Source organism: Flavobacteriales bacterium (assembly GCA_021739695.1).
GTDB lineage: Bacteria > Bacteroidota > Bacteroidia > UBA10329 > UBA10329 > UBA10329.
In genome coordinates this window covers 88,587-111,132 of sequence record JAIPBM010000011.1, presented here as the reverse complement: position 1 = coordinate 111,132, position 22,546 = coordinate 88,587, and the positions used below count along the sequence as shown (strand labels likewise).

Sequence of the window (22,546 nt, the reverse complement as noted above, 5' to 3'; positions counted from 1 at the left end):
ATGGTTAAGACACCGTGGTGATTTCAAAATCGTTCATTTGTACCAACATAATTAACGCATGCCCATGAGAACTTTCGTTCGGCTCTTTTTAGCTATAAATCTTTGGTTTTCAGCGCAGGCTGTTTGGGCTCAAGATGCCTTCAATACCACCGAACTCGGTCATCTTGCTTACACGGAAGATCTGAGCGAAGTGAGAGGTGCATTTCATAATGGGCATGAATATGCCTTGGTGGGTGTTTACAATGGTTTTTCCATTGTGGATGTTACCGATCCGACAACACCGACTGAAGTGTTTTTTGCCCCTGGTGCAAATTCAATTTGGCGCGACCCGTTCTACCACAACGGTTATGCTTATTGTGTAAATGAAACCAGCGGAGGGCTCTTGATAGTTGATATGTCGCCACTGCCCGGAAGCACCAATCTCACATCTGTTAGCTACAGCGGGAGCCAATTTCCTTGGACCAAAGCGCATAATATGTTCGTTGATACAGAGGCGGATAAGGCGTACATTTTCGGTTCAAACAATGGAGTAGGAGGAGCGCTCATTCTCGATATTTCCAATCCGACCAGCCCGACTGAACTTGGCAGATGGAATGATCATTACATCCACGATGGATTCGTTAGAGGTGATACGCTTTGGGCTGCTTGCTTGGAACAAGGGTCTTTTGTGGTAGACGTTTCTACGCCAAGCAATCCAGTTGTGTTAGCAAACTGGGATACGCCAAGCCAGTTTTCGCACAATATTTGGCCATCTGACAATAATGAACATTGCTTCACAACAGATGAAGTGAATAGCGGGTTTGTTGCTGCATACGATATGAGCAACCTTAATAATGTAGTGGAAACCGACAAGGTTCGTCATCCACTGACTGAAGGCGTTATTCCGCATAACACGCATTTTATCAACGATTACATCGTTACATCGCATTACAGAGACGGACTGGTTATTCACGATGTGTCAGACCCCTCAAATATCATTCTCACTGGCTATTTCGATACAAGTCCGTTCAGCGGAGGAGGTTTTAATGGCGCATGGGGAGCGTGGCCATATCTTCCTTCGGGCAATATTCTCATTGCGGATATAGAAGAAGGTCTATTTATAGTTGGGCCTGATTACGTCCGCGCGGCCAGACTGCAAGGAAACGTGACTGAATTTGGTTCGGGAAGTGTGCTAAATGCCGTTCAGATAGATGTGGTGGGCACAGGATTAACAGATGTCACCGATCTTTTTGGCGATTACGCAACAGGAACAGCTACAGCAGGAACGTATTCCGTGACATTTCAAAAGGGCGGCTATTTACCCCAAACGATAAACGGAGTTGTTCTCACTAATGGAGCAACGGTTACGTTAGATGTTCAGATGATTCCAGATGTGCCATTTGTTCTTTCAGGTCTTGTGCTTGATGCTGCTAGCGGACAGCCGGTGTCTGGAGCTACAGTACATGTGGTGAATGATTTTCTTGATGAGGAACTTACAACTGATGCTAACGGAGTTTATTCGGATACTAATTTCTATGCAGGACAATATGCTGTAACTGCAGGAAAATGGGGATATATTGGCGAGTGTGGCTCGATAGATTTCAGTTCTGGATCAGTGCCTGATCCAATTGAATTGCTCAAAGGTTACTACGATGATTTTTCGTTGGATCTAGGTTGGACTGTTTCAGGAACGGCCGCTTCAGGAATTTGGGAACGCGGATTTCCTATCGAAACCATTTATCTGGATAGTATTTCAAATCCAGGTTCAGATATGATCAATGACTGTGATGGAAACGCCTACGTTACTGGAAATGGCGGTGGTGGAGTTGGTGATGATGACGTGGATCAAGGAGTAACGATTTTGAAATCGCCACTGATGGATCTGAGCTCATTGAATCATCCAGCATTACGATTTAATTATTGGTTCTTCAACTCAGGAGGAAACGATGCTGGCAATGATACTTTTAAGGTTAAAGTAGAATATGGTCCAAGCATAACAACGGTGGCCAGTTTGCCTGTTACTGCCAATCAATGGAAGCCTTTTTCGTTTTCACTATTAGACCATATTCCAAATCTTTCCAATCCAATTCAACTTATTATTGAAGTTGAAGATGTCCTTCCTGGTCACTTGGTAGAAGGTGCAATCGATGTTTTCAGTGTAGAGGAAACAACAGGAATTGCTAGCGTTGAGAAAAGTGGCCGTGTATCGCTCTTTCCGAATCCAGCATCGCACTACGTTAACTTGCAGGTGGATGGTGCGGTGAACGAGGGATCTGCTCAAATATGGGACGTTGCGGGAAGAGCTGTAGGAGAATCGAGACGCATTTTTCAGGGATTGAACACCTTGAATGTGCCGAGAACTACAGGAATCTATTTACTTGAAACGATAATTGACGGACAACGACAAGTGCAAAGGTTGGTGGTTGATCATTGATTCCCGACTTTCGCACGATAAAAGCAGGTCAGTTTTTGTAAATTGAGATGCATTAATACAACTATAGATGGAGAGCGACATTATGCAAATTAGGGTTGAAAGGGCAGCAAAAACCCGCATCAACGAAGTGGATTTTAATAATATTCCTTTCGGAAGAGAATTTGCAGACCACATGTTTGTTGCAGATTATGCGAACGGTAAGTGGTCCGATTTCAGAATTCAACCTTATGGGAACATGCCGTTCACTCCAGCCATGTTGGCACTTCATTATGGGCAGACCATATTCGAAGGGATGAAAGCTTATCGAAATTCTGATGGCGAAGTAATGATGTTCCGACCAACAGATAATTTCAAGCGACTTAATCTATCTGCAGAAAGAATGTGCATGCCTGTCATTCCCGTAGAATTGATGATGGAAGCATTGAAAGAACTTATAAAGATTGATATTGATTGGGTTCCAGAAGCTCTCAATTCTTCATTGTACATCCGTCCGTTCATGTTTGCAACCGATCAATTCTTAGGTGTGAAACCTTCAGAAACGTATCGATGTGTGATGTTCACAGGCCCAGTTGGTCCGTATTATACCACACCGCTTAAAGTAATGGTAGAAAGTACTTACACCAGAGCGGCTAAAGGAGGAACAGGTTCTGCCAAGTCTGGAGGTAATTATGGCGGCTCTTTGTACCCGACCAGATTGGCGCAGCAGAAAGGATATCATCAATTGCTTTGGACTGATGCTGTTGAGCACAAGTTCATTGAAGAAAGTGGTACCATGAATGTGATGTTCCAGATTGGAGACACACTTGTCACTCCGCCAACGGGCGATACCATTTTAAAAGGAATAACAAGAGATAGCGTGCTCACACTTGCCGCAGACCTTGGAATCAACGTAGAGGAAAGAAGGATAAGTATCGATGAGCTTGCCGAAGCGCATAAACGAGGAGATCTCTTAGATGCATTTGGAGTAGGAACTGCTGCAACCGTAGCTCCGATTGAATTGATCGGATACAATGGAGTGGATATGGTGCTTAGACCGATTGAGGAGCGAGAAATGTCTGCGCTTATATCAAAGCAGCTCAACGCCATTCGCTATGGAGAAGTTGAGGATAAGTTCGGTTGGATGGTAAGTATGAACTGATGAAAAAAGTCGGTTTATCACTCGTTCTGTTTCCGATTCTGCTCGCTGGCTGCAGCAAGTGCGTAGAGTGCGAGGTGAAACTCAAGCAATCTCAAGAAGTTGTAGGTTACGTGGACGAGTACTGCGGAACGAACAAGGAGATCAAGGGAAAGGAAGACCAGCTCAGTGCAGATCATACCTGCATTGAATGTATTGTCGTCACTGGCTTTGGGCCAACAACATCTGGCGTTAATTGTGGCGATAGGGAGTTTACAGATAGTTTGGAATCTGCATGGAAGCAAGGAGCTTTTGACATAGGAACCACCGCTTCTTGCACCTATTATCGAGACACGGTAGACGTTACCTGCGTGCTAAAACAATAATTTATTTCGGGGATTTAGTAGATACTAACGTATCCTGAACCTATCCAAACGGCATCTGCATCGCCTGTATAAAGCGATACTTTGTAGCTTCCTCGGTCTCTGATGTTCAGTGGGAAGTTGGCTTGGGTTACATTCTTGCCAATAGGAACGGTCATTTCGGTAAAATGCTCACTGTATTCTTTGGTACCGTCTGGTTTGAACCAGATGTCAACAGAGATGGTTTCTGTTCCAAATCCTTCATTGTTTGAGAAAAGTACTTGCAGATCAACTCCTCCAGGAATCCCTTTGAACTTTTCGTTCTGTCCCATCAGCATTCCACTTTGCACCGTTCTTCCGAAAGCAATGTAGAAGCTTTCGAAAAGCAAGGTCTCTTTCTCTTCTTCGGTCAGTTCCTCCTCAATAACAGATTCAACGAATATCGGTTCTGGAGCATTTTCAAGAATCTCTTCCTTGGTCGGCTCTTCTTTTTTCACAGGCTTTTCGACCGGTTTTTCCGCTACAGGTTCTGGCTTTGGTTCTGGTTTTACAGGGCCATTTATAGTGATAATGCTGCTGGCCAAAAACTTACGTTCTCTGTCCAACGCGCTAACCTTGTACTTTCCTGGAAGCTTAAAAGCGTATTTGAGTGCTGCCCAATTTCGTGCCTGACCAATCACCAACTTCACTTCGTCTGTTGGTTCTGAACCGCTTAGTGGTTCAATAATGATGTTCATGGCATTTCCGTTGATCGTGGTCTTGCCGTTGTTGTACATGATCACCAGGTTTTTGGGCCAAACGTTGGTGGTCCATTCAGTTCCTGGGTTTTTCAATCGACCAACATTATTGAATTCCTCTCCGAACTCAACCACTTGGGCAAGAAGCGGTTTACTGAACAACACAGCAAGTATTAGAAGCGTGTACATCTTCAAAATACGCTTGTTCATTCTGTTCATACGCTACTATCGTTTAAAAATGTGCCCAGGACTGGACTCGAACCAGCACAGCCTAACGGCCACTAGCCCCTCAAGCTAGCGTGTCTACCAATTTCACCACCTGGGCGGGGCTGCGCAAAAATAGCCCTTTTTTCGAGCGACCAAGGGCGAATGCTAGATGCAGCGAACAATTTGACCGCTTTTGCAATTAATATATTTGTGACCGATCATTAAACAAACTCCCTTGAACAACTTCACAAAACTCTGGTGGCTCGAAAAAATCCATCTTTTCGAGGGGCTTTCCGATAAGGAAATGCTAAAAGTAGAACAGCGTTCTACCATGAAGACCAAGGAAAAGGGAACGCATATTTATTTCCCAAACGAACCTTCTAAGATCATTTTCTTTCTAAAAAATGGAAGAGTGAAGATCGGCAGCTATTCGCCTGACGGGAAAGAGATCATCAAAGCCATTATGCATCCGGGTGATATGTTTGGCGAGATGGGTTTGGTAGGGGAGGAAACGCGTAACGATTTCGCCATTGCCATGGATGATGACGTGCGGGTTTGCACCTTGAATGTGGAAGAGATCTTGGATATGATGCGTGGAAATGCGGAACTCGGTCTGAAGATCACAACCACCATTGGAAATCGATTGTCTAAGGTCGAGAGGAAGTTCGAATCGCTGATCTTTAAAGATGCCAGAACTAGAATTGTGGATCTGATCCGCGAAATGGCAACGGAACGAGGAAAAGTGCTCGCTGGGGGCGAAGTGCTTTTAGAACACTCGCTCACGCATCAAGATCTGGCCAGTCTTACTGCCACATCTCGCCAAACGGTAACAACCGTATTGAATGAGTTGAAGGAAAAGGAGCTGATCAATTTTGATCGTAAGACGATTCTCATTCATCAAACAGACAAGTTGGTATGAAGCCTGTGATCTATGTTGCCAATTGGTGTCATCAATGCGGATTGGTAAAGGATTTTGTCCGTTCCTCCGGTATTGATGCGGATATTTACAACGTGGATCTTCAGCATGTACAACCGCCACATGATATTTTCGTGTATCCTGCGTTGTTCGTTGATACTACCTTGATGGCCTATGGAGAAGACATCATAGATTACCTGAAATTGAATTTGAAAAAGTAAAAAGCATGATGACGGAAGAATTGTTGGAAATATCAGCCAAAGCGCAACAGATCATTGATACAGAAGATCGCTATGGTGCGCACAATTACCATCCGCTACCAGTGGTGTTAGAGAAGGGCGAAGGCGTTTTTGTGTGGGATACAGACGGCAAACGCTACTACGATTTTCTTTCAGCCTATTCGGCAGTCAATCAAGGGCATTGCCATCCAAGTATTATTGGTGCACTTACCGAGCAGGCTCAGAAACTGACGCTGACCAGCCGTGCTTTTTACAATGACGTATTGGGCGAATTTGAGCAATACGCCACCGCGTATTTCGGTTTTGATAAGCTATTGCCGATGAACACGGGCGCAGAAGGAGTGGAAACTGCTTTGAAGCTTTGCCGAAAATGGGCGTACGAGAAAAAGGGAATTCCAAGCAATAAAGCGAAGATCATTGTGTGCGATGGTAACTTCCATGGAAGAACAACCACCATCATCTCGTTTTCTAACGACCCTGATGCGCGCAACAATTTCGGGCCATTTACGCCTGGGTTTGAATCCATTCCGTACAATGATGTGGCAGCGTTGGAAAAAGCACTGCAAGATCCGAATGTGGCTGGTTTTCTGGTAGAGCCGATACAAGGAGAAGCAGGCGTGAATGTGCCAACTGCCGGCTATTTGACCAAAGCACGGGAACTTTGCACACAATATAATGTGCTGCTTATTGCTGATGAAATTCAGACTGGAATTGCCCGAACGGGGAAACTACTGGCGGTTGATCATGAGAACGTACGACCAGATATCCTCATTTTGGGGAAAGCACTTTCTGGGGGCGTTTTGCCTGTCTCGGCCGTGTTGGCAGACGATGAAATAATGCTTTGCATCAAACCAGGAGAACATGGCTCAACTTTTGGTGGCAACCCGCTTGCATGTAAAGTGGCCATGGCAGCATTGGAAGTAGTGAAAAACGAGAAATTGGCAGAGAATGCCGAACGACTAGGAAAACGCTTCCGCGAGGAATTGGAAGCATTCATTGCTACCAACGATCTGGTAAAACTTGTAAGAGGAAAAGGATTGCTCAATGCCATCATCATCAACGATTCTCCCGACAGCAAAACCGCTTGGAACATTTGTTTGAAGTTGGCTTCGAACGGTCTGTTGGCAAAACCAACCCATGGAAACATTATTCGCTTTGCGCCACCGTTGGTAATGACCGAAGATCAGTTGAGCGATTGCTTGCGCATTATAAAAGATACACTCACCGAATTTACCAAGTGACCAAAAGGCGACCGCATACTTTTTGCATTTCCTGCCTTGCAGCAGCACTGATCTTCATAGGAAGTTCTGTTCTTGCGCAAGGCGAGAAGATCACCATCTATAAAGGTGATGATCTTCATTATCTAGGTTACGTGTTGCTTACTGGCGATACGACCGCTTGGGCGAATGTGAAAAATGACGACATCTACTATTTCTCTAAAAGCCTGTTCCTAAAAAGCACCGAGAAGCTGAAATATGTGAACAACGATGACCTGTATTTTCTAGGTGCAGCACTCATTTCTGGCAAGCGCGATGAATTGGATAAGATCGTTACAGACGATTGGTACTACTTGGGAACAGCCATGTTTGAGCAAAAGACAAGCTACTTGGAGAACATCAAAACGGACGATATCTACTATTTGGGAAAAGGTCTGCTGGAGCGCGATATGAATTACTTCAACCAAATGTCTTCCGACCTTAAGCAATGATCACCGTTATCTGTACCACCAATAGGCCGGACAGCAATACCAAACGCGTAGCTGAGCTGTATGCCAATTTGCTTGAGCAATTAGGCGAATCGTTTCAGGTGCTAGACCTACGCGATGTGGAAGTGAATTGGATACAGGAAAGCAACTACGGTAAGAATGTGCCCGAATTTGAAGCGGTGGTTTCCAAGTACATTCGGAATGTGCGCAAGCTCATTTTCATTGTTCCCGAATACAATGGCGGATTTCCCGGATACCTCAAGTTCTTTATGGATGCTTGCGATCATGGCGATTTCCGCGATAAGAAAGTGGCTTTGATGGGATTGGCCAGTGGCCGGTCGGGCAATGTGCGTGGCCTCGATCATCTGACAGGAATCCTTCATTACCTAGGTTCTGAGGTGTACAGCAAAAAAGTGTACCTCTCGCAGGTTCATTTGGCGCTTACTGCGGATGGCGCCTTGGTGAATGAGCCATTGAATCGGGAGCTTGAAACACAACTGAAGGGATTCGTAACTTTCTGAAGCGTGGCAAGAGCGTTCCGTTGCGCTCAATCAAAGTCACTGGTCTTTCCTGTTCAATTGATATATTCGTAAAACGTACAAACGCAAGCACATGCTCCTCAACTTGATCGGTCAATACACGCCCAATGCCTTCATTCTTATTCAGGCGCTGCTTTCAACATTCTTTGCCATTCTGTTTCTACAGTCTGGAATAGATAAGGTAATAGACCGTAAAGGAAACCTCGAATGGTTGACGGGACATTTTGCCAGATCACCCTTGGCGGGAATGGTGCCGATGCTACTCAGTGTCATTACGCTTGTAGAGATTTCGGCCGGATTGGCATCGGCAGTTGGTGTAGTGGAAGTAGTGGCCTTTCGCAGTTTCACCTTTCCGCTGATCGGAACATCCCTTTCGGCAGCCTCTTTATTGATGCTCTTCTTTGGGCAGCGTATGGCCAAAGACTATGCAGGCGCTGGCGGATTGGTGCCTTACTTTATTGTGGCCATCATCAATCTGTATATTTTGGCTTAGGGCCTTCGGTTCTTAGCCTTATTGCTTTGCAGGTTTTATTACGTTTTTCCGTGATTGATGCTTGCTTAGCAAAAAAAGAATTAAACTCCGATTGCCTTCTCAGCAGCAAAATCGTAATTCATGTAATCGGTAACGGTATTGTAAACCGTATCTCGCTCTATAGGATGGCGGCCCACTTCTTTTATCAGGCCCACCAATTCCTCGGTACTCAGAGCTGGATTCTGATCTTCTGCACCGGCCATACTGTAGATCTTGGTGCTATCGTCTATGGTGCCATCAATATCATCTACCCCAAAGGCAAGGCTCATCTGAGCGGTCTGTCTACCAATCATGGGCCAATAGGCTTTTACGTGCCCGAAATTGTCCATGTAAATACGGCCAATGGCATAGTTGCGGAGGTCTTCGATGGTGCTCACCTCATTAATGTGGCTCATCTGGTTGTTGCCATTACGGTATTTGAGCGGAATAAAGGTGTTGAATCCACCCGTTTCGTCCTGTAGGTTTCGCAAGCGGTTCATGTGGTCCACCCGATGTTCAAACGATTCGATGTGACCGTAAAGCATGGTGGCATTACTTGGCATGCCTAATTGGTGTGCGGTGCGATGCATTTCCAACCACTGTTCAGACGTGCATTTATCGTTGCAGATCTCGGCACGCACCGTTTCGTCAAATATCTCGGCACCACCGCCAGGTAACGAATCCTGTCCGTGGTCTTTCAAGATCTGAAGCCCTTCGCGGTAGCTCACTTTTGCCTTGCGACACATGTATTCGAGTTCTACAGCCGTAAAGGCCTTTACGTGGATATCGGGACGTATCTCCTTCACCTTTTTGATCAGCGAAGCAAAATAATGGAGTCCCATTTTTGGATGCACACCGCCTACGATGTGCACTTCGGTAACAGGTTTGCCTTCGTAGCTTCTTACCATCTGCAAGATCTCTTCTTCAGATAGTTCCCAACCTTCCGATTTTTGTTTCAGAAGTCTGGAATACGAACAGAATTTGCAATCGAATACGCAGATATTGGTCGGTTCTACATGGAAATTTCTGTTGAAGAATACCTTATCGCCATGACGCTTTTCCTTGATGTGGTTGGCAAGCGAACCCAAGAAGGCCAGTTCTCCTTTTTCGTAGAGGAACACGCCCTCATCAAAGCTGATGCGTTCTTCCTTCAGCACCTTTTCGGTGATGGTTTTGAATTTATTATCCAGGTTGCTTGATAGGATGTGTTCCAGACCGTTCTGATTCATTTAGTCAACAATATTGATCTTTGTGCTGAAGTGTTCTTTCTCTGAGGTCATCTCTAGAACATAGGTTCCTTGGGTTAGTTCACTCAGGTCGATGGTGTAGATATTAACGCTCATATTCACGTTGGATTGAGCGAATACTTGTTTGCCCATTAGGTCCATTATCCGGATATCTACCATGGCGTTGGCCTTTTGGTCTAAACGAAGATGGACATTGCCCGTACTAGGATTCGGATAAATGCTAAGCGAACTGTGGAGGAGCTGCTCTTCAATTCCTACTTGTCCGGGTACAAGCCCATCAGATGTAAGAATGCCAGAACGAGGTCCGTTAAGTGCGGCCAACATGCGCTCCTTTTGCCCATTGGTAAAAAAGAAGAGGCATTCATCATCTCCATAATCCATGTAATTGTTGAACATATCGCTGTTCACTCCATTGCCGCAGGTTTCGTTCGGAAAAGTAGTGTTGCAGCCAAAGTTGGGGTCGGTTTGCTTTGGGGTGTCCGATACGTTGTCGTCAGCCGTGCAATTCGGGTTCGAATTGTTCGGTCCCCAAAGGTGATCGAGGTTAAGATAATGTCCTATTTCATGTGTGGATGTGCGGCCAAGATCGTATGCATTCGATAGGCTGCCAATGGTTCCGAAATACCGATAACCGATAACCACACCATCCAGCGAAGCATTGATACCCGGCTGATAAGCATATCCCAAAAGCCCAGAGCCGATGTTACATACCCAAATGTTCAGGTATTTGTCATTGGGCCATGCATCATGTCCGCCCAGGGAGGTGAATTTTACATTATCGGAGCCGTTCCAATTTGTCACCGTTGTTTCGGTACGCGTGATGCCGTTGGTAAGGAATCCGTCAGGTGTGCGGGCGGCAAGGGCAAATTGAATTTCGCTATCAGCCACACGGTTTGTCCAAATAGATGGCACCCCAGAGATGTCGGCATTCAGTGCCCTGTAGTCTTCATTCAGCACATCTATCTGCGTTTGGACTTGCTCATCGGAAATATTCTGAGCACTACTGCTATAAACCACGTGCACTACCACAGGAATGGTGATGACTGCACGCCCTACGTTCCCTACGTTCTCTTCAATCCATCGTTGGGTCTGTTCCTCAATGGCGGCTCTTCGCGATTCCAACATGGGGTCTGTGGCCAATTGTGCCAGCATACGTTGCGATGTTCCACATTGCAGTTGCTGCGCTCTCAGATTGCCTAATTGCGCCAGCAAGGCAATTAATATGATCGGGATGATCCTCATTTCAATTGCAAATCTAAACTTTCGCAGAACCTCACTATCGAATAAGTGTCACCGTTCCGCTTTTGGTGTAGGTTTCTCCTTTAGAGGAGACGAATTTCACGAAATAGGCATAGGTGCCCTGTGGTTCTTTATGTGAGCCGTAGGTACCATTCCAACCTTCGTTGGGGTCGGTTGTTTCAAACAGTCGTTGTCCCCAACGATTATAGATCTGCAGCAGGTAGCTTTCGGCATTCACGTAAACCGTAACCGGTTTAAAAACGTTGTTCACGCCTTCTGGCATAAATGCGTTTGGCATGAAAACGTTCGGATGTTGCAGCGCGCAAGCCTCGTTGGAATTACTGAGCTGTGGGACCAATGCAGGGTCGGGGTCGTTCGCCAATGGTCCAGCAATGCCCTCTACCGCTTCAATGTAGTAGCAGAACCTTCCTTCACCAATAATAATCTCTTCTACCGTATCAGTGTAGGTAAGTTGCGTGGGCGGAACAGTTGTTAGATAGTCGTAAACGCCATCCACGCTCCGATAGATATTGTATGCGGAGATTGGACCTCGCCAACCTTCGTATGCATTCCATTGAATATCGTTGGTCCGATCTGGATTGGCCTCTGCTTCCAGCAACATGGTTCGCGACATGTTCAGCGTATCTGCATTGAGGTTGCAGTTATCTACACCTATGATGGAATAGTAGTAACTGTAGAAGGCAGGCCGAGCCCCTGGATCGGTGTATTGATAAAAACGGGTGCTAGGATCAAACGGAATGAACCAGAGGTTGCTCATCGCATCAGGCGACTTGCCTCTCATGATCTGAAAGCCAAGATAGCCAGCAGTGCTGTCAACGTAGAAAAACTCCTCAATACCGGTGTTTCCGGTCTGCACAGTGGTGTTGTAGTTATATTGATAATCTGGACGTTTTGGCACGACAGCTACTATACATCTTCTGTTGGAAGTGGATGTGACTCTTATGCTTACATCTTTCACTGCACGAACGATGTAGCAGTACTCTGCTGAAGCTTGAAGGTCTTCGTGTACGAAAACCGTATCAGCAGTTGTTCCTATTTTGGAATACGGTGCACCGTCTATCGATGTGTAAATATCGTATTCCCGAACACCTTCGGGCCAGTACCAATACCGATTCCAATTAAGCGAGGTTGTTTGCTGGCAACTATCGTATTCTGCTTGTAATAAGATTGTTTCATGATGATCCGTATTATTTTGAATAGACCCTGCAGGGATTCCAGGCACTCCGCAACTGTTGGTGGCGTATACCTGATACCATAGAGAATTGGATGACGCATCGGATGTGCTGTCTGTCCAACAAGTGTTATTATATCCATAAACCGTGTCCATCGGAACCCAGGCAAAAGCATCTGGATTGAGCAGAATGTTGTATTGCACTACATTAGTACTCGTATTGGGAGGCCAGCATATGGTAATGAATCCTGTTTGCGGGTCTATCGTCAATGAATCCAATGGTTGTGGGTCAGGCTGATTTGGGTTGTTTAGCGGACCACCAGCCTCATTCGACACAGAAGTACAGCCGAAATCATCAGAAAGCTCAATGCGATAGGTGATAATTTCATTGTTGCACCATATAACAGGGTCAGAATAATAAAGATTGTTCGTGGTGCCAGCAATTTCCCAAACACCTCCGGGTTCTAAACGCCAAACCTCGTAAAGGGCTGACCCACTACCATTGGAAGAAGGAAGGTCTGGTGTAGCCACCGGATTCCAAGAAAGGTTGGCCGTAGTGCCTCCATCAGAAAACGTCAGATAAATGGATGCAACTGTATCTATAGGCGCATCCAGTTGATTGCAGCCTGAACGGGTTTTTATCAGGTAGTAATTTGGTCCTGATACATTGGGTGCCGCCACCGGATTTGCACTACTATGCACGTACGTGCCAGTGCTGATATTGAGCTCAGTTCCTATTTCTTGAAAGGGCCCATTGGGCGAAGTGCTGTGATAGATAACATATTCAACAAAAGTTGGCGGTACGTTATTGTCGGTCACCGGTTCCCAAGTAAGTGTCACGTCTCCACTGGCATCAAGACTTACGCAATGCGGATCAGGACTGTTAACAATCGATTCTCCAACTACGGTAACCGACACATTTACCATGCGTGTAGCTCTAACTGGGCAGTAGTTATCCTGATACTTGAATAGAAAATTATACGTGCTGGTAAGAGTGGCGCATTCGTTTGTTACAGATACGTGGTCGCAAGAGGTTTGCCAGTTGAATTCGGTAGAAATACTTCCTGTGCCAGTAGAAGGAGGCGTTACACTGGATAAGGTGGCGCAAGGAGTGTGTAGACAACCACCGTTTGGGTTGTTGAAATTGGTTCCGAACTGAGAGCCCGATGCAGAGAATGATAATATCTGCGGAACGCCATTGGACAGGTCGTTATCTGTTCCTGTCAACGAAAAATTGACAAGGTCTCCTGCCTGAACGGTAACCGCATAGTTGCTTCCCGTTGCAGGCGCAATCCACGTTGGAACACTTACGGTTGGAACATTATTTGGCTCCAGACAATTCACCATGGTGATCATCATTTCACGAATGGTCTCCGAAATACGCTGACCGCATCGCCAAGCACTTACAGCTACTGCCATGGTGTATCTGCCAGGATTGTTGGCAGGTGCATCATATTCCATTTGCCCGGTCACTGGATCAAGGTTTATCGGGTTTGGACCAGGCATCGGTTGGTTGGCACTGTAACCTGAAATATGCGGTATTGGAATTCCACTCGTACCAAACGGGTCAATGAATTCGTACGAGAGCGAATCCAAGTTGTTGTCAATTGCGTTGCTGTTGTATCTCAGCTGGTAACCTAGGCAAATGGCGGATGTCGGTTCTTCGGCAAACTGTGGACTTGAATCGTAGCACGGAAACATGTTCTGTCCGTTGTACGGATACATGGTGGCAGAATAGAAGATTTCTTGATCAACCGCACTCTGTAGATTGTCAGAGTCGCCACGGCAGCATTTGAAATACTCGATTCGGTAACCGTTCGGAGGCGGAACTCCGGTCATGGCAATAGGGTCTGAAGCGAAAACATATTTTTCTACGGCACCGACAGCGCCTGAAGCACAATCTAGCCCGCATTGCGCAGCACTTATGTCTACCTGAGAAATAAGAGTTACTGGAATTTCGCTCAACGTAGGATGGTTTCGGATCCAGACTCCTTGAGCGGGACTTACGAAAGTGTTGACCGAACAATCCTTATAAAGTGTGAGATAGAATACGATCTTACCAGCGTCTGGACCTGAACTGATACATTCCCAATACACGTCTCCTCCAATAATGTGAGCCGCTTGTGTTCGTTTCGGAACCATCAACACGGCAAATATTGCCAATGCAAGAATCCTGAAAACGTGTTTGATTGAACTCATCAGAGATAGGAGAAACCTAAGCGTGCGAAGTTATGATTTATTGCCCTTTCTGTAGGGGCGATGAACTGTAATTAAGAACGCACTTACGCGCTTTAAGTTGCTTCGCAAATTATTTGCCCGATCCTACTGTCACTTGCACCAGATCGTGCTTTTGCAAATACTTGTTTGCTAGTTCGCGCAGATGCTCCGGTGTAATGGTTTTTATCTGGCGGATAAAATCATGGTGAGCACTGATTCCCAGGTCATATTTCATGTAGCCTTTCCATTTTCCGGCAATCTCAAAAGGTCCGTCAATGCTTTTAAGAATGGAGCCAAGTAGGTAATTCCGAACGAGTTCCAATTCATTTATTGGAATCAGATGTTTACGCAATCGTTCGATTTCAAAATAGATTTCGTTGATGGCTGCATCGCACACATCTGATCCCACTTCAGTGGAGATAGTAAGGTAACCGCTATGTTGGAGACTCGCTACGCCCGCTCCTATGCCATAAGTGTAACCTTTATCTTCTCTGATATTGGCCATTAACCGTGAACCGAAATACCCACCCAAAACGGTGGACAGAATTTGCATTCCGACAAAATCAGCGTGGGTTCGGTTGAAAAGTACTCTACCGATTTTAATTGAGTTCTGAACAGCACCAGCCTTTGCTACGTGCGTTGAACTTTGAGTAGCGTGTTCCTTTGGAATGTCATTGGCTGAATTCGATTTTCTAGCGCTTTTTCCAAAATGAGCATTCAGTATTCCGATGGTTTTTTCATCACGTTTGCCTGCCACAAGAATGTAAGCGATACAGTCTTTTATGAAAGCTGCGTGAAAATCAACCAGCTCTGATCGGTCAATCTGATTGTAATCATCCAGATCTGCACTTCTTCCATACGGATGGTCGGAACCGAAAAGCGTGGACGAAAATGCCTTGGCCGCCAAATAGCTCACCTTTTCCTCATTCACCAGCATTTCCTGCCGATTGTTCATCATGTAGGTTTCCACTTCCCTTTCAGGAAAAGTAGGTTCGCTATACACTTCTGCAAGCGTTGTAATGGTTCGTTCCACATGTTTGTTCAACGTGTAAAGACTCAGCGAACATTCATCGTGTGAGACCTCTGTTTGAAGATGTGAACCGTAAAAATCGACCGATTCGGCAATTTCATGCGCAGAGCGATGTTTTGTGCCTGATGTCAGCAGGTTTGCAGTGCTAGATGCAACCAGTTTTTTATCGGAAGTAGCTGTGCCAACCCGAAACACCAATTCTATTTTCAGTACTTCCTGTGCGCCTGCATCAATGCAGAAAACAGGCAATCCGTTGTCCAGATGAAAGACTTTAGGCTCCATCAGGTCAATACTTTCAATTTTCCCGAAAGAAGGGCTTTGCGTGCGGTCCAACATCAGCTTTTTCGTTTGTATATCAATGTTGATGAATTGGAAACGGTCAGGTTTTCATGCGCAAGAGATTGAAGGTCTTCGCGGGTGATCCGCTGATATTTCTCTGCTTCCTCATTGATGCTGTTTGCATCTCCCAACAATTCATGATAGGCCAATCCGATGGCGCGGTTCAGCAGGTTCATTTCAGAGAATTCGTGATTTGCTTCCACCTGGTTTTTCACCTTTTCCAATTCGGTTACTCCAACAGATTCGGTCCGCAACAGTTCAATTTCTTTCCAAATGGCTTCTTCCGCCTCGGCTGTTGTTCGGTCTTGAGAAATGTGGCCGGCAATGGTGAAAAGACTTGGGTCGCGTTCGCCCATTACAAAAGCGTTTACCGATGTGAACATCCGTTGTTCTTCCACCAGTTTTTGGTGTAACCTGCTCGATTTTCCGCCAGCAAGCACGTCCGAAAGAAGGTCCCATTTATAGTATTCATCATTTTCCTTTCCACACATATGAAACGAAATGTAAATGGCATCTAAAGGAACGGGCCGCTCCACTTCCAATCGTTTGGCTTCTGTTTGAACAGGTTCTACAGGAAGGTTTCGAACTGGTTTTTCGCCTTTTTGAATTGGGCCGAACCACTTTTCTGAAAGTTGTTTTACCTCTTCGGTCTTCACGTTTCCCGCCACCACCATCACTGCATTTTTCGGGCGATAGTGTTTTTCGAAAAAGGCCTTTACCATCGGCATGGTCGCTTCTTCAATGTGTTTTTCCTCCTTACCAATGGTTGCCCACTTGTATGGATGGGTAGAAAATGCCAAAGGGCGCATCAGCAACCACGCATCGCCATAAGGCTGATTCAGATAACGCTGACGGAATTCCTCCACCACCACATTCCGTTGCACTTCCAGGCTCTTTTCGGTGAAGGCCAGATTCAGCATACGGTCGCTCTCTAGCCAAAAGGCAGTCTCCAGATTTTCTACGGGAAGCGTGATGTAATAATTGGTGATATCGGTGGATGTAAAGGCATTATTTGAACCCGCTGCCAACTGTAGCGGACCATCGTAGTCAGGAATATTCACGGAGCCTCCGAACATCAAGTGTTCGAAAAGATGCGCAAATCCTGTTCTATCGGGGTCTTCATCGCGCGAGCCTACATCATACATGATATTGAGGCAGGCAAGTGGCGTGGAGGTGTCTTGATGCACAATGACCGTAAGGCCATTGTCCAGCACGAATTTTTCAAAACTGATCTTTCCCATTGGGTTGCAATGATAAGCATTGCGCGCACCAAATCTTAAAGTCTGTTAACCGTCAAATGATCGGAGCAACACGGCCGTTAGCGAGCAAACCTTAACACAAAAAACATTATGGAAACACCAAACAACAATTCAAACCCTGGCACAATCGAACGTTTCAATCTCTGGCTCAACGGCTCGGTTACCGTGCGTATTTTCAGTATCACCATTCTCGTGCTACTGCTTATGATTCCCAACTCAATGATCCGCGACATCATTCGCGAACGGCAGATGACCAGCAACGATGCCATTAGCGAAGTAAGCGCCAAGTGGGGCTTCGAACAAACGGTAGTCGGCCCGGTCGTGTCTGTGCCGTATTTGACCTACACAGAAGACAAGGAAGGAAAACGGACCTTCACCAAGAATTGGAGTCATTTCTTGCCCGAGAACTTGAATATTGTGGCTGATATCACCACTGAAAATCGGAAGCGAGGTATTTATGAAGTGGTGGTTTATAGCTCGGATATGACCTTGAGCGGAAACTTCACCAATCCCGACCCAGCACAATTGAATATCGACCCCGAGTACTTTCTCACGGATCAGGCCATTATCAGCATGGGCATTCCAGATATGCGCGGAATAAATGAGAAAGTGAGTCTGCATTTCAATGATACGGTTGCCGAATTTGGTCCGGGTGTTCCAACCAACGACCTCTTTGATGAAGGGATTTCTGTTCGAATGCCGTTGAAGCCAACTGCATCTTCCGAATTCGAAATCAAACTAGATCTGAAGGGAAGTCAGCTACTCAATTTTGTTCCGATCGGTAGAGAAACGCAGGTCAGTATTTCGTCCGATTGGCCGCATCCGAGTTTTGAAGGAGCGTTTTTGCCAGATGAGCATTTGATTGATGAAAATGGCTTCACTGCATCTTGGAAAGTACTTGATCTGAACAGAAATTTCCCGCAAGCATGGAAAGGCGTGCGTACAGGAATATTCGAGTCAGCTTTCGGTTTCAAACTCTTTATGCCCAACGACCATTATCAGCAAAGCATGCGTTCGGCCAAGTATGCCATCCTGTTCATTTCGCTCACCTTCATGGTATTCTTCTTTATGGAAACCATCAACAAAAAGCGGATTCACCCAATTCAATACATTTTGGTCGGATTGGCACTTTCCATCTTCTTTGTACTGTTGCTTTCATTGTCTGAGTTCATTGGCTTCAATGCAGCCTATGCCGTTGGAGCTGGAGCCACCACGCTGTTGATTGTCATCTATAGTTCCAGCATTCTCTCAAGCAAAAAACTCACGGCATTTCTTTTGGGCTTGCTTACTGTGATGTACGGTTTCATTTTCACCATTCTACAATTGGAAGACACCGCTTTGCTGGTTGGTAGCATCGGACTGTTCATCATTTTGGCCACCATCATGATCTGGAGCCGAAAAGTGGATTGGTACGGAGGCGTGAGTAAATGAGGATGAAATGGGTCAGGAGCACACCGTCTCCTGACCTCATTTTCTATTTCTAAACCGATTGTAGACGGATATTGAAAAGTTATGTGGAAAAACGACAGAAATCCGTTCAAAAAAGACCTATTTTCGGCACCTCAAAAGCAAAAAGCATATGAACATTCATGAATATCAAGCTAAGGGAATTCTTAGCGGTTTCGGAGTTACGGTACAACGCGGAAAAGTTGTCGATAAATTGGAAGATGCGGTAGCTGCTGCAAAGGAGTTGAGTGCAGAAACAGGAACTTCTTGGTTTGTGGTAAAGGCGCAGATACACGCAGGTGGACGAGGAAAAGGAGTTGTTGAAGAAACAGGTTCTCACGGAGTTGTACTTGCCAAAGGGTTAGATAAAGTTGAGGATGTTGTCAAAGGAATTCTCGGTGGGCACTTGGAAACCGCTCAGACAAATGGAGTAGGGAAGAAGGTGAACAAGGTTTTGATCGCGGAGGATGTTTACTATCCGGGCGAATCGCAAACGGAAGAGTTCTACATGAGCGTTCTTTTGAACCGTGCCACTGGAAAGAACATGATCATGTATTCTACCGAAGGTGGAATGGACATTGAATCAGTTGCCGAGCACACGCCACATTTGATCTTCAAAGAAGAGATTGAGCCAGGTTTGGGAGTTCAAGGATTTCAAGCACGTAAGATCGCGTTCAACTTGGGTCTGTCGGGTGATGCGTTTAAGGAAATGACCAAGTTCGTTTTTGCGCTTTACAAAGCTTATGTGAGCAGCGATAGCGCCATGTTTGAGATCAATCCTGTTCTCAAAACATCAGACAATAAGATCCTTGCTGTTGATGCCAAAGTAACATTGGACGGAAATGCACTTTATCGTCATCCGGATTATGCTGCCATGCGCGATGAAAGCGAAGAAGATCCAACAGAAGTGGAAGCTGGTAAAGTTGGCTTGAACTACGTGAAATTGGATGGAAACGTTGGTTGTATGGTAAACGGTGCTGGTTTGGCCATGGCCACCATGGACATGATCAAATTGCTTGGTTTTGAGCCTGCCAACTTCCTAGATGTGGGAGGAACTGCCGATGCAAAACGTGTAGAGCAAGCGTTCCGAATCATCTTAAAAGACCCGAATGTAAAAGCCATTCTGGTGAACATCTTCGGAGGAATTGTAAGATGTGATAGAGTTGCACAAGGTGTGGTTGATGCATACAAGAACATGGGCGAGATAAACGTGCCGATAATTGTTCGTTTGCAAGGAACCAATGCTGTAGAAGCCAAGCAGATCATTGACGAAAGTGGACTGAAAGTAATGTCTGCTATTGCGTTGAAAGAAGCTGCTGAGAAAGTAAAAGAAGCACTTTCTTAATAGCTGTTAGCATTAGGATTTAGCGATTAGCAAAGGCCCTTCCGTGAAAACGGAAGGGCCTTTTTTTATATCCAACCTCTTAGCTTGTAGTAAGAGATGGCGCAATACTCGCGGAGCACCACAATTTCATATTTGAGGTAACTCCAAACGTTGTAGCGCCAAGGCAGATCGCCTGAGCGTTTGGGGTATTTTGTGCTTTTCAGTTTTCGTTCGCTGATGGGTTTTTCGAAAGATGGAAGTCCGCCCACCAATTGCAATCCTGCTTTTTGAAGCGAGCGAATGGAACGAAACATGTGTTCGGGACTCGTGATGACCAATACAGGAGCTTCCGTTCTGCCTTTCAGCAAAAGTGAAATATTCTCTGCCTGAGAATGCGTGTCGAATCCGCGAGGTTCGTAGCTGACGCGCGTACTGTCCACACCACGAATCACCAATTCCTTCTTCATCAGGTCGAGTTGAAAAGTATTCGAACTATCGTTGTCGAAAGGATGCGCAATAATGATCTCACTTTTCGGGAATTTGAGCGCAGCCTCCGAAGCATAATACGTTCGCATCAAACCATCAGCACTTGGCATGCCGCTTCCACCAAAAATCACGATCACATTCGGTTTTACTTTCAGCGGTCTGCAATGCGTGCCAAGTTGGTGGTAGGCGAGATAAGGAACATCTGTGAAAGCCAGCACAAACATGACAAGCGCAATGATTCCGCTCACCATCACCATCCACTTACCGAATCGCCTTGCGTGTTTCATGCCTTTGGCTCCGAAAGTAAGGCGAAATCATCTTCGGACGAGGCACGATTTTTTTAGCCTATCATGTCAAGCCAACCAGTATACACGATCGGTTCTTCACCAGAAATGGTCAGTTCGATTTGATAGAAGTAAATACCACGTGGCATTCCATATCCATTGTATTCGCCATCCCAAGCACTACCGTTCAGGTCATCTGCTTCAAATACTTTGAGGCCATCAGTCGTTCTTATTTCCCAATGAATAGAGTATGGTTTTGTATCCCAATCGGTCTGATAAAATATAGGATACCACTTGTCATTGATTCCGTTGTCGTCTGGTGTAAAAGATGTTGGGATATAGAGATTCCGAGCACAATAATTCAAATTCAAGAGAATCTCGGTGGTATCAGAGGAATTGAACCCAATGCATTTTATCACCTCCCATTCATGTGGATTGTTTGGAATTTCAAATGGCTGCCCGCTTCCCAGAAAAACCTGATTTTGATAGCCGTTGTACCAATGGATGGAATCGAAAGGAGTGGAACAAGTGAGTATGAAATAGTCAAAATCTTCTTGAGCCGAATAACAGATAACCGAATCTACTGCAACATCAATTTCTTGTTTGGCGTAGTACTGTGGAAGTTTCGGTTCGTCTTTGAAACAGCCGGAAAGCAGTGGAATCATAAGAAGTAGCACAAGTTTTTTCATCGGTTCCAAGCTTTTATCTGATACCTGATTCCTAAGTCAATGCTTGCAATGCCGCCTATACGTTGCATGGTCTTGTCCAAATATGAGGAAAGCCCAAACTGAACGACCATCATATCCTTCAATTGATAACCAGCTCGGAAACTGAGTTTATTCAAATCGGTTATTCCCAATTGTCCGAAGGCCATGTCTTTATAGGTAACGGTTGCATAGGCAGAAAGGATGGAAGCTGCATTTGTTCGAACATTGACTCGAGTGATATTAAGTGCCATTTCAGGCGAAATTGTCACTCCGTCTCCAACATTGAAATGGTAAGCAGCCTTAATTCGGTTAGCGAAAACTATAGAACTGGATCCAGCTAAGCCTCCAAGTCCATTAGGTCCTTGGTGAAATGCGTAATCAAAAGAAAATCTTCGCCAATAGTATCTCAGCCCCACATCAAAATAGCTTATGATCGTTTTAGTGTTCGGCCTGATCTCGTTCGTTGGATAGACCAAGCCATACCTCGGGTCAATCGCATCACCAAAAATCAGCTTGTCCCAGTCGTTGAGTTTTGCAAATTGAACTCCAAAGGAAAAACCCAAGATCAGATAGTGTTCCTTGATCAGTTTGATCCTCAGCGAACGCGCCATCTGAACCCGATGATAGGTGTGTTGAAGTTCTTTCTCGTAGGAATAGTACAATCCCATTCCCCAATTTTGTTTGGGTCCACCAAAAGGAAGGTCAACAAAGGCTTCGTGCCGTTGGAATCCCAAAGTCAAATTCCCCTTCTTGTTCGGAACACCCATCGCTAGGTTTTTCATTTGATAGCGATAGGCGACAGACAATTTTCGGTCAAAGCCAGCCAATGCGGGATTGTCTACAAAGGTCCAAACCGAGCGGTTGAAGATCTTGTCTTCTTGGCTGTAGTTTTTTGTTTCCCATTCGGGTTCAGAAACGATGGTTGAATCCACCTTTTCCTGCGCAAAGCAAGAGAAAGAAATGACAAGGAAAACCAAGACGTTCCAACGCATGAGGCTAAGATAAGAAAATAACAGAACGCTAACTTTTAATG

General features: G+C 45.4%; 20 protein-coding genes and 1 tRNA gene. 11 read left to right on the top strand and 10 right to left on the bottom strand.

Features of this window, described 5'->3' with window-relative positions:
- Window positions 1-64 precede the first annotated feature (64 nt).
- The 3 genes from K9J17_08990 (at window position 65) to K9J17_08980 (ending at window position 3,913) form a co-directional block, all read left to right on the top strand.
- Complete coding sequence (locus K9J17_08990; protein ID MCF8276856.1) at window positions 65-2,413, top strand: choice-of-anchor B family protein; 2,349 nt, start codon at window positions 65-67, stop codon at window positions 2,411-2,413.
- A gap of 67 nt (window positions 2,414-2,480) precedes the next feature.
- Window positions 2,481-3,551 (top strand): branched-chain amino acid aminotransferase, encoded by a 1,071-nt coding sequence (locus tag K9J17_08985; protein ID MCF8276855.1) that lies wholly within the window; start codon window positions 2,481-2,483, stop codon window positions 3,549-3,551.
- On the top strand, window positions 3,551-3,913 hold the full coding sequence (locus K9J17_08980; protein ID MCF8276854.1) for a hypothetical protein: 363 nt from the start codon (window positions 3,551-3,553) through the stop codon (window positions 3,911-3,913). The genes K9J17_08985 and K9J17_08980 overlap by 1 nt, the downstream gene beginning before the upstream one ends.
- Window positions 3,914-3,927: 14 nt before the next feature.
- On the opposite strand, the gene K9J17_08975 is transcribed toward K9J17_08980, so the two are convergent.
- Both K9J17_08975 and K9J17_08970 read right to left on the bottom strand, forming a co-directional pair.
- Window positions 3,928-4,836: a hypothetical protein gene (locus tag K9J17_08975; protein ID MCF8276853.1), complete on the bottom strand. Its 909-nt coding sequence runs from the start codon at window positions 4,834-4,836 to the stop codon at window positions 3,928-3,930.
- A 31-nt stretch (window positions 4,837-4,867) separates the two neighbouring features.
- Window positions 4,868-4,951: transfer RNA gene (locus K9J17_08970), tRNA-Leu, on the bottom strand.
- 117 nt (window positions 4,952-5,068) lie between these two features.
- Here K9J17_08970 and K9J17_08965 point away from each other — a divergent pair.
- From K9J17_08965 to K9J17_08940, 6 genes are all read left to right on the top strand, one after another.
- Window positions 5,069-5,752, top strand: coding sequence for a Crp/Fnr family transcriptional regulator (locus K9J17_08965; GenBank protein MCF8276852.1), 684 nt, complete (start codon window positions 5,069-5,071; stop codon window positions 5,750-5,752).
- On the top strand, window positions 5,749-5,970 hold the full coding sequence (locus K9J17_08960; GenBank protein ID MCF8276851.1) for a hypothetical protein: 222 nt from the start codon (window positions 5,749-5,751) through the stop codon (window positions 5,968-5,970). Before K9J17_08965 ends, K9J17_08960 begins: the two co-directional genes overlap by 4 nt.
- An 8-nt stretch (window positions 5,971-5,978) precedes the next feature.
- Window positions 5,979-7,229, top strand: a complete 1,251-nt coding sequence (gene rocD / locus K9J17_08955) for an ornithine--oxo-acid transaminase (protein MCF8276850.1) — start codon at window positions 5,979-5,981, stop codon at window positions 7,227-7,229.
- Entirely contained in the window at window positions 7,226-7,696 is a 471-nt protein-coding gene (locus tag K9J17_08950; GenBank protein ID MCF8276849.1) for a hypothetical protein, read from the top strand. Before rocD ends, K9J17_08950 begins: the two co-directional genes overlap by 4 nt.
- Entirely contained in the window at window positions 7,693-8,214 is a 522-nt protein-coding gene (locus tag K9J17_08945) for an NAD(P)H-dependent oxidoreductase (protein ID MCF8276848.1), read from the top strand. The genes K9J17_08950 and K9J17_08945 overlap by 4 nt, the downstream gene beginning before the upstream one ends.
- 133 nt (window positions 8,215-8,347) lie before the next feature.
- A complete protein-coding gene (locus K9J17_08940; GenBank protein MCF8276847.1) occupies window positions 8,348-8,725 on the top strand; it encodes a DoxX family protein in 378 nt (125 codons plus the stop codon).
- 80 nt (window positions 8,726-8,805) lie between these two features.
- Here the strand turns inward: K9J17_08940 and mqnE are convergent, their stop codons facing one another.
- From mqnE to K9J17_08915, 5 genes are all read right to left on the bottom strand, one after another.
- Window positions 8,806-9,972, bottom strand: coding sequence for an aminofutalosine synthase MqnE (gene mqnE / locus K9J17_08935; protein ID MCF8276846.1), 1,167 nt, complete (start codon window positions 9,970-9,972; stop codon window positions 8,806-8,808).
- Window positions 9,973-11,232, bottom strand: coding sequence for a T9SS type A sorting domain-containing protein (locus K9J17_08930; GenBank protein MCF8276845.1), 1,260 nt, complete (start codon window positions 11,230-11,232; stop codon window positions 9,973-9,975).
- 34 nt (window positions 11,233-11,266) lie between these two features.
- Window positions 11,267-14,620, bottom strand: coding sequence for a gliding motility-associated C-terminal domain-containing protein (locus K9J17_08925; GenBank protein ID MCF8276844.1), 3,354 nt, complete (start codon window positions 14,618-14,620; stop codon window positions 11,267-11,269).
- Between the two features lie 109 nt (window positions 14,621-14,729).
- Entirely contained in the window at window positions 14,730-16,004 is a 1,275-nt protein-coding gene (locus K9J17_08920; protein MCF8276843.1) for an insulinase family protein, read from the bottom strand.
- A complete protein-coding gene (locus K9J17_08915) occupies window positions 16,004-17,248 on the bottom strand; it encodes an insulinase family protein (protein MCF8276842.1) in 1,245 nt (414 codons plus the stop codon). The genes K9J17_08920 and K9J17_08915 overlap by 1 nt, the downstream gene beginning before the upstream one ends.
- Window positions 17,249-17,356: 108 nt before the next feature.
- Here K9J17_08915 and creD point away from each other — a divergent pair, with 108 nt between their 5' ends.
- Window positions 17,357-18,697 carry a cell envelope integrity protein CreD gene (gene creD, locus K9J17_08910; protein ID MCF8276841.1) on the top strand — a complete coding sequence of 447 codons (1,341 nt, stop codon included), beginning with the start codon at window positions 17,357-17,359 and terminating at the stop codon, window positions 18,695-18,697.
- 148 nt (window positions 18,698-18,845) lie between these two features.
- A complete protein-coding gene (gene sucC / locus K9J17_08905; GenBank protein ID MCF8276840.1) occupies window positions 18,846-20,057 on the top strand; it encodes an ADP-forming succinate--CoA ligase subunit beta in 1,212 nt (403 codons plus the stop codon).
- Between the two features lie 65 nt (window positions 20,058-20,122).
- Here the strand turns inward: sucC and K9J17_08900 are convergent, their stop codons facing one another.
- From K9J17_08900 to K9J17_08890, 3 genes are read right to left on the bottom strand one after another with little or no spacing between them, the layout of a single operon-like run.
- Window positions 20,123-20,809, bottom strand: a complete 687-nt coding sequence (locus tag K9J17_08900) for a YdcF family protein (GenBank protein MCF8276839.1) — start codon at window positions 20,807-20,809, stop codon at window positions 20,123-20,125.
- Window positions 20,810-20,862: 53 nt separating this feature from the next.
- Complete coding sequence (locus K9J17_08895; GenBank protein MCF8276838.1) at window positions 20,863-21,495, bottom strand: gliding motility-associated C-terminal domain-containing protein; 633 nt, start codon at window positions 21,493-21,495, stop codon at window positions 20,863-20,865.
- A complete protein-coding gene (locus K9J17_08890) occupies window positions 21,492-22,505 on the bottom strand; it encodes a type IX secretion system membrane protein PorP/SprF (GenBank protein ID MCF8276837.1) in 1,014 nt (337 codons plus the stop codon). Before K9J17_08890 ends, K9J17_08895 begins: the two co-directional genes overlap by 4 nt.
- Window positions 22,506-22,546: the final 41 nt, after the last annotated feature.

Bases quoted from the DNA above. Each gene is read 5' to 3' on its own strand.
- sucC (MCF8276840.1), top strand. From the start codon at position 18,846: ATGAACATTCATGAATATCAAGCTAAGGGAATTCTTAGCGGTTTCGGA.
- K9J17_08890 (MCF8276837.1), bottom strand. From the start codon at position 22,505: ATGCGTTGGAACGTCTTGGTTTTCCTTGTCATTTCTTTCTCTTGCTTT.
- K9J17_08985 (MCF8276855.1), top strand. From the start codon at position 2,481: ATGGAGAGCGACATTATGCAAATTAGGGTTGAAAGGGCAGCAAAAACC.
- K9J17_08975 (MCF8276853.1), bottom strand. From the start codon at position 4,836: ATGAACAAGCGTATTTTGAAGATGTACACGCTTCTAATACTTGCTGTG.
- creD (MCF8276841.1), top strand. From the start codon at position 17,357: ATGGAAACACCAAACAACAATTCAAACCCTGGCACAATCGAACGTTTC.
- K9J17_08930 (MCF8276845.1), bottom strand. From the start codon at position 11,232: ATGAGGATCATCCCGATCATATTAATTGCCTTGCTGGCGCAATTAGGC.
- mqnE (MCF8276846.1), bottom strand. From the start codon at position 9,972: ATGAATCAGAACGGTCTGGAACACATCCTATCAAGCAACCTGGATAAT.
- rocD (MCF8276850.1), top strand. From the start codon at position 5,979: ATGACGGAAGAATTGTTGGAAATATCAGCCAAAGCGCAACAGATCATT.
- K9J17_08990 (MCF8276856.1), top strand. From the start codon at position 65: ATGAGAACTTTCGTTCGGCTCTTTTTAGCTATAAATCTTTGGTTTTCA.
- K9J17_08895 (MCF8276838.1), bottom strand. From the start codon at position 21,495: ATGAAAAAACTTGTGCTACTTCTTATGATTCCACTGCTTTCCGGCTGT.
- K9J17_08900 (MCF8276839.1), bottom strand. From the start codon at position 20,809: ATGAAACACGCAAGGCGATTCGGTAAGTGGATGGTGATGGTGAGCGGA.
- K9J17_08960 (MCF8276851.1), top strand. From the start codon at position 5,749: ATGAAGCCTGTGATCTATGTTGCCAATTGGTGTCATCAATGCGGATTG.
- K9J17_08980 (MCF8276854.1), top strand. From the start codon at position 3,551: ATGAAAAAAGTCGGTTTATCACTCGTTCTGTTTCCGATTCTGCTCGCT.
- K9J17_08915 (MCF8276842.1), bottom strand. From the start codon at position 17,248: ATGGGAAAGATCAGTTTTGAAAAATTCGTGCTGGACAATGGCCTTACG.
- K9J17_08945 (MCF8276848.1), top strand. From the start codon at position 7,693: ATGATCACCGTTATCTGTACCACCAATAGGCCGGACAGCAATACCAAA.
- K9J17_08920 (MCF8276843.1), bottom strand. From the start codon at position 16,004: ATGTTGGACCGCACGCAAAGCCCTTCTTTCGGGAAAATTGAAAGTATT.
- K9J17_08925 (MCF8276844.1), bottom strand. From the start codon at position 14,620: ATGAGTTCAATCAAACACGTTTTCAGGATTCTTGCATTGGCAATATTT.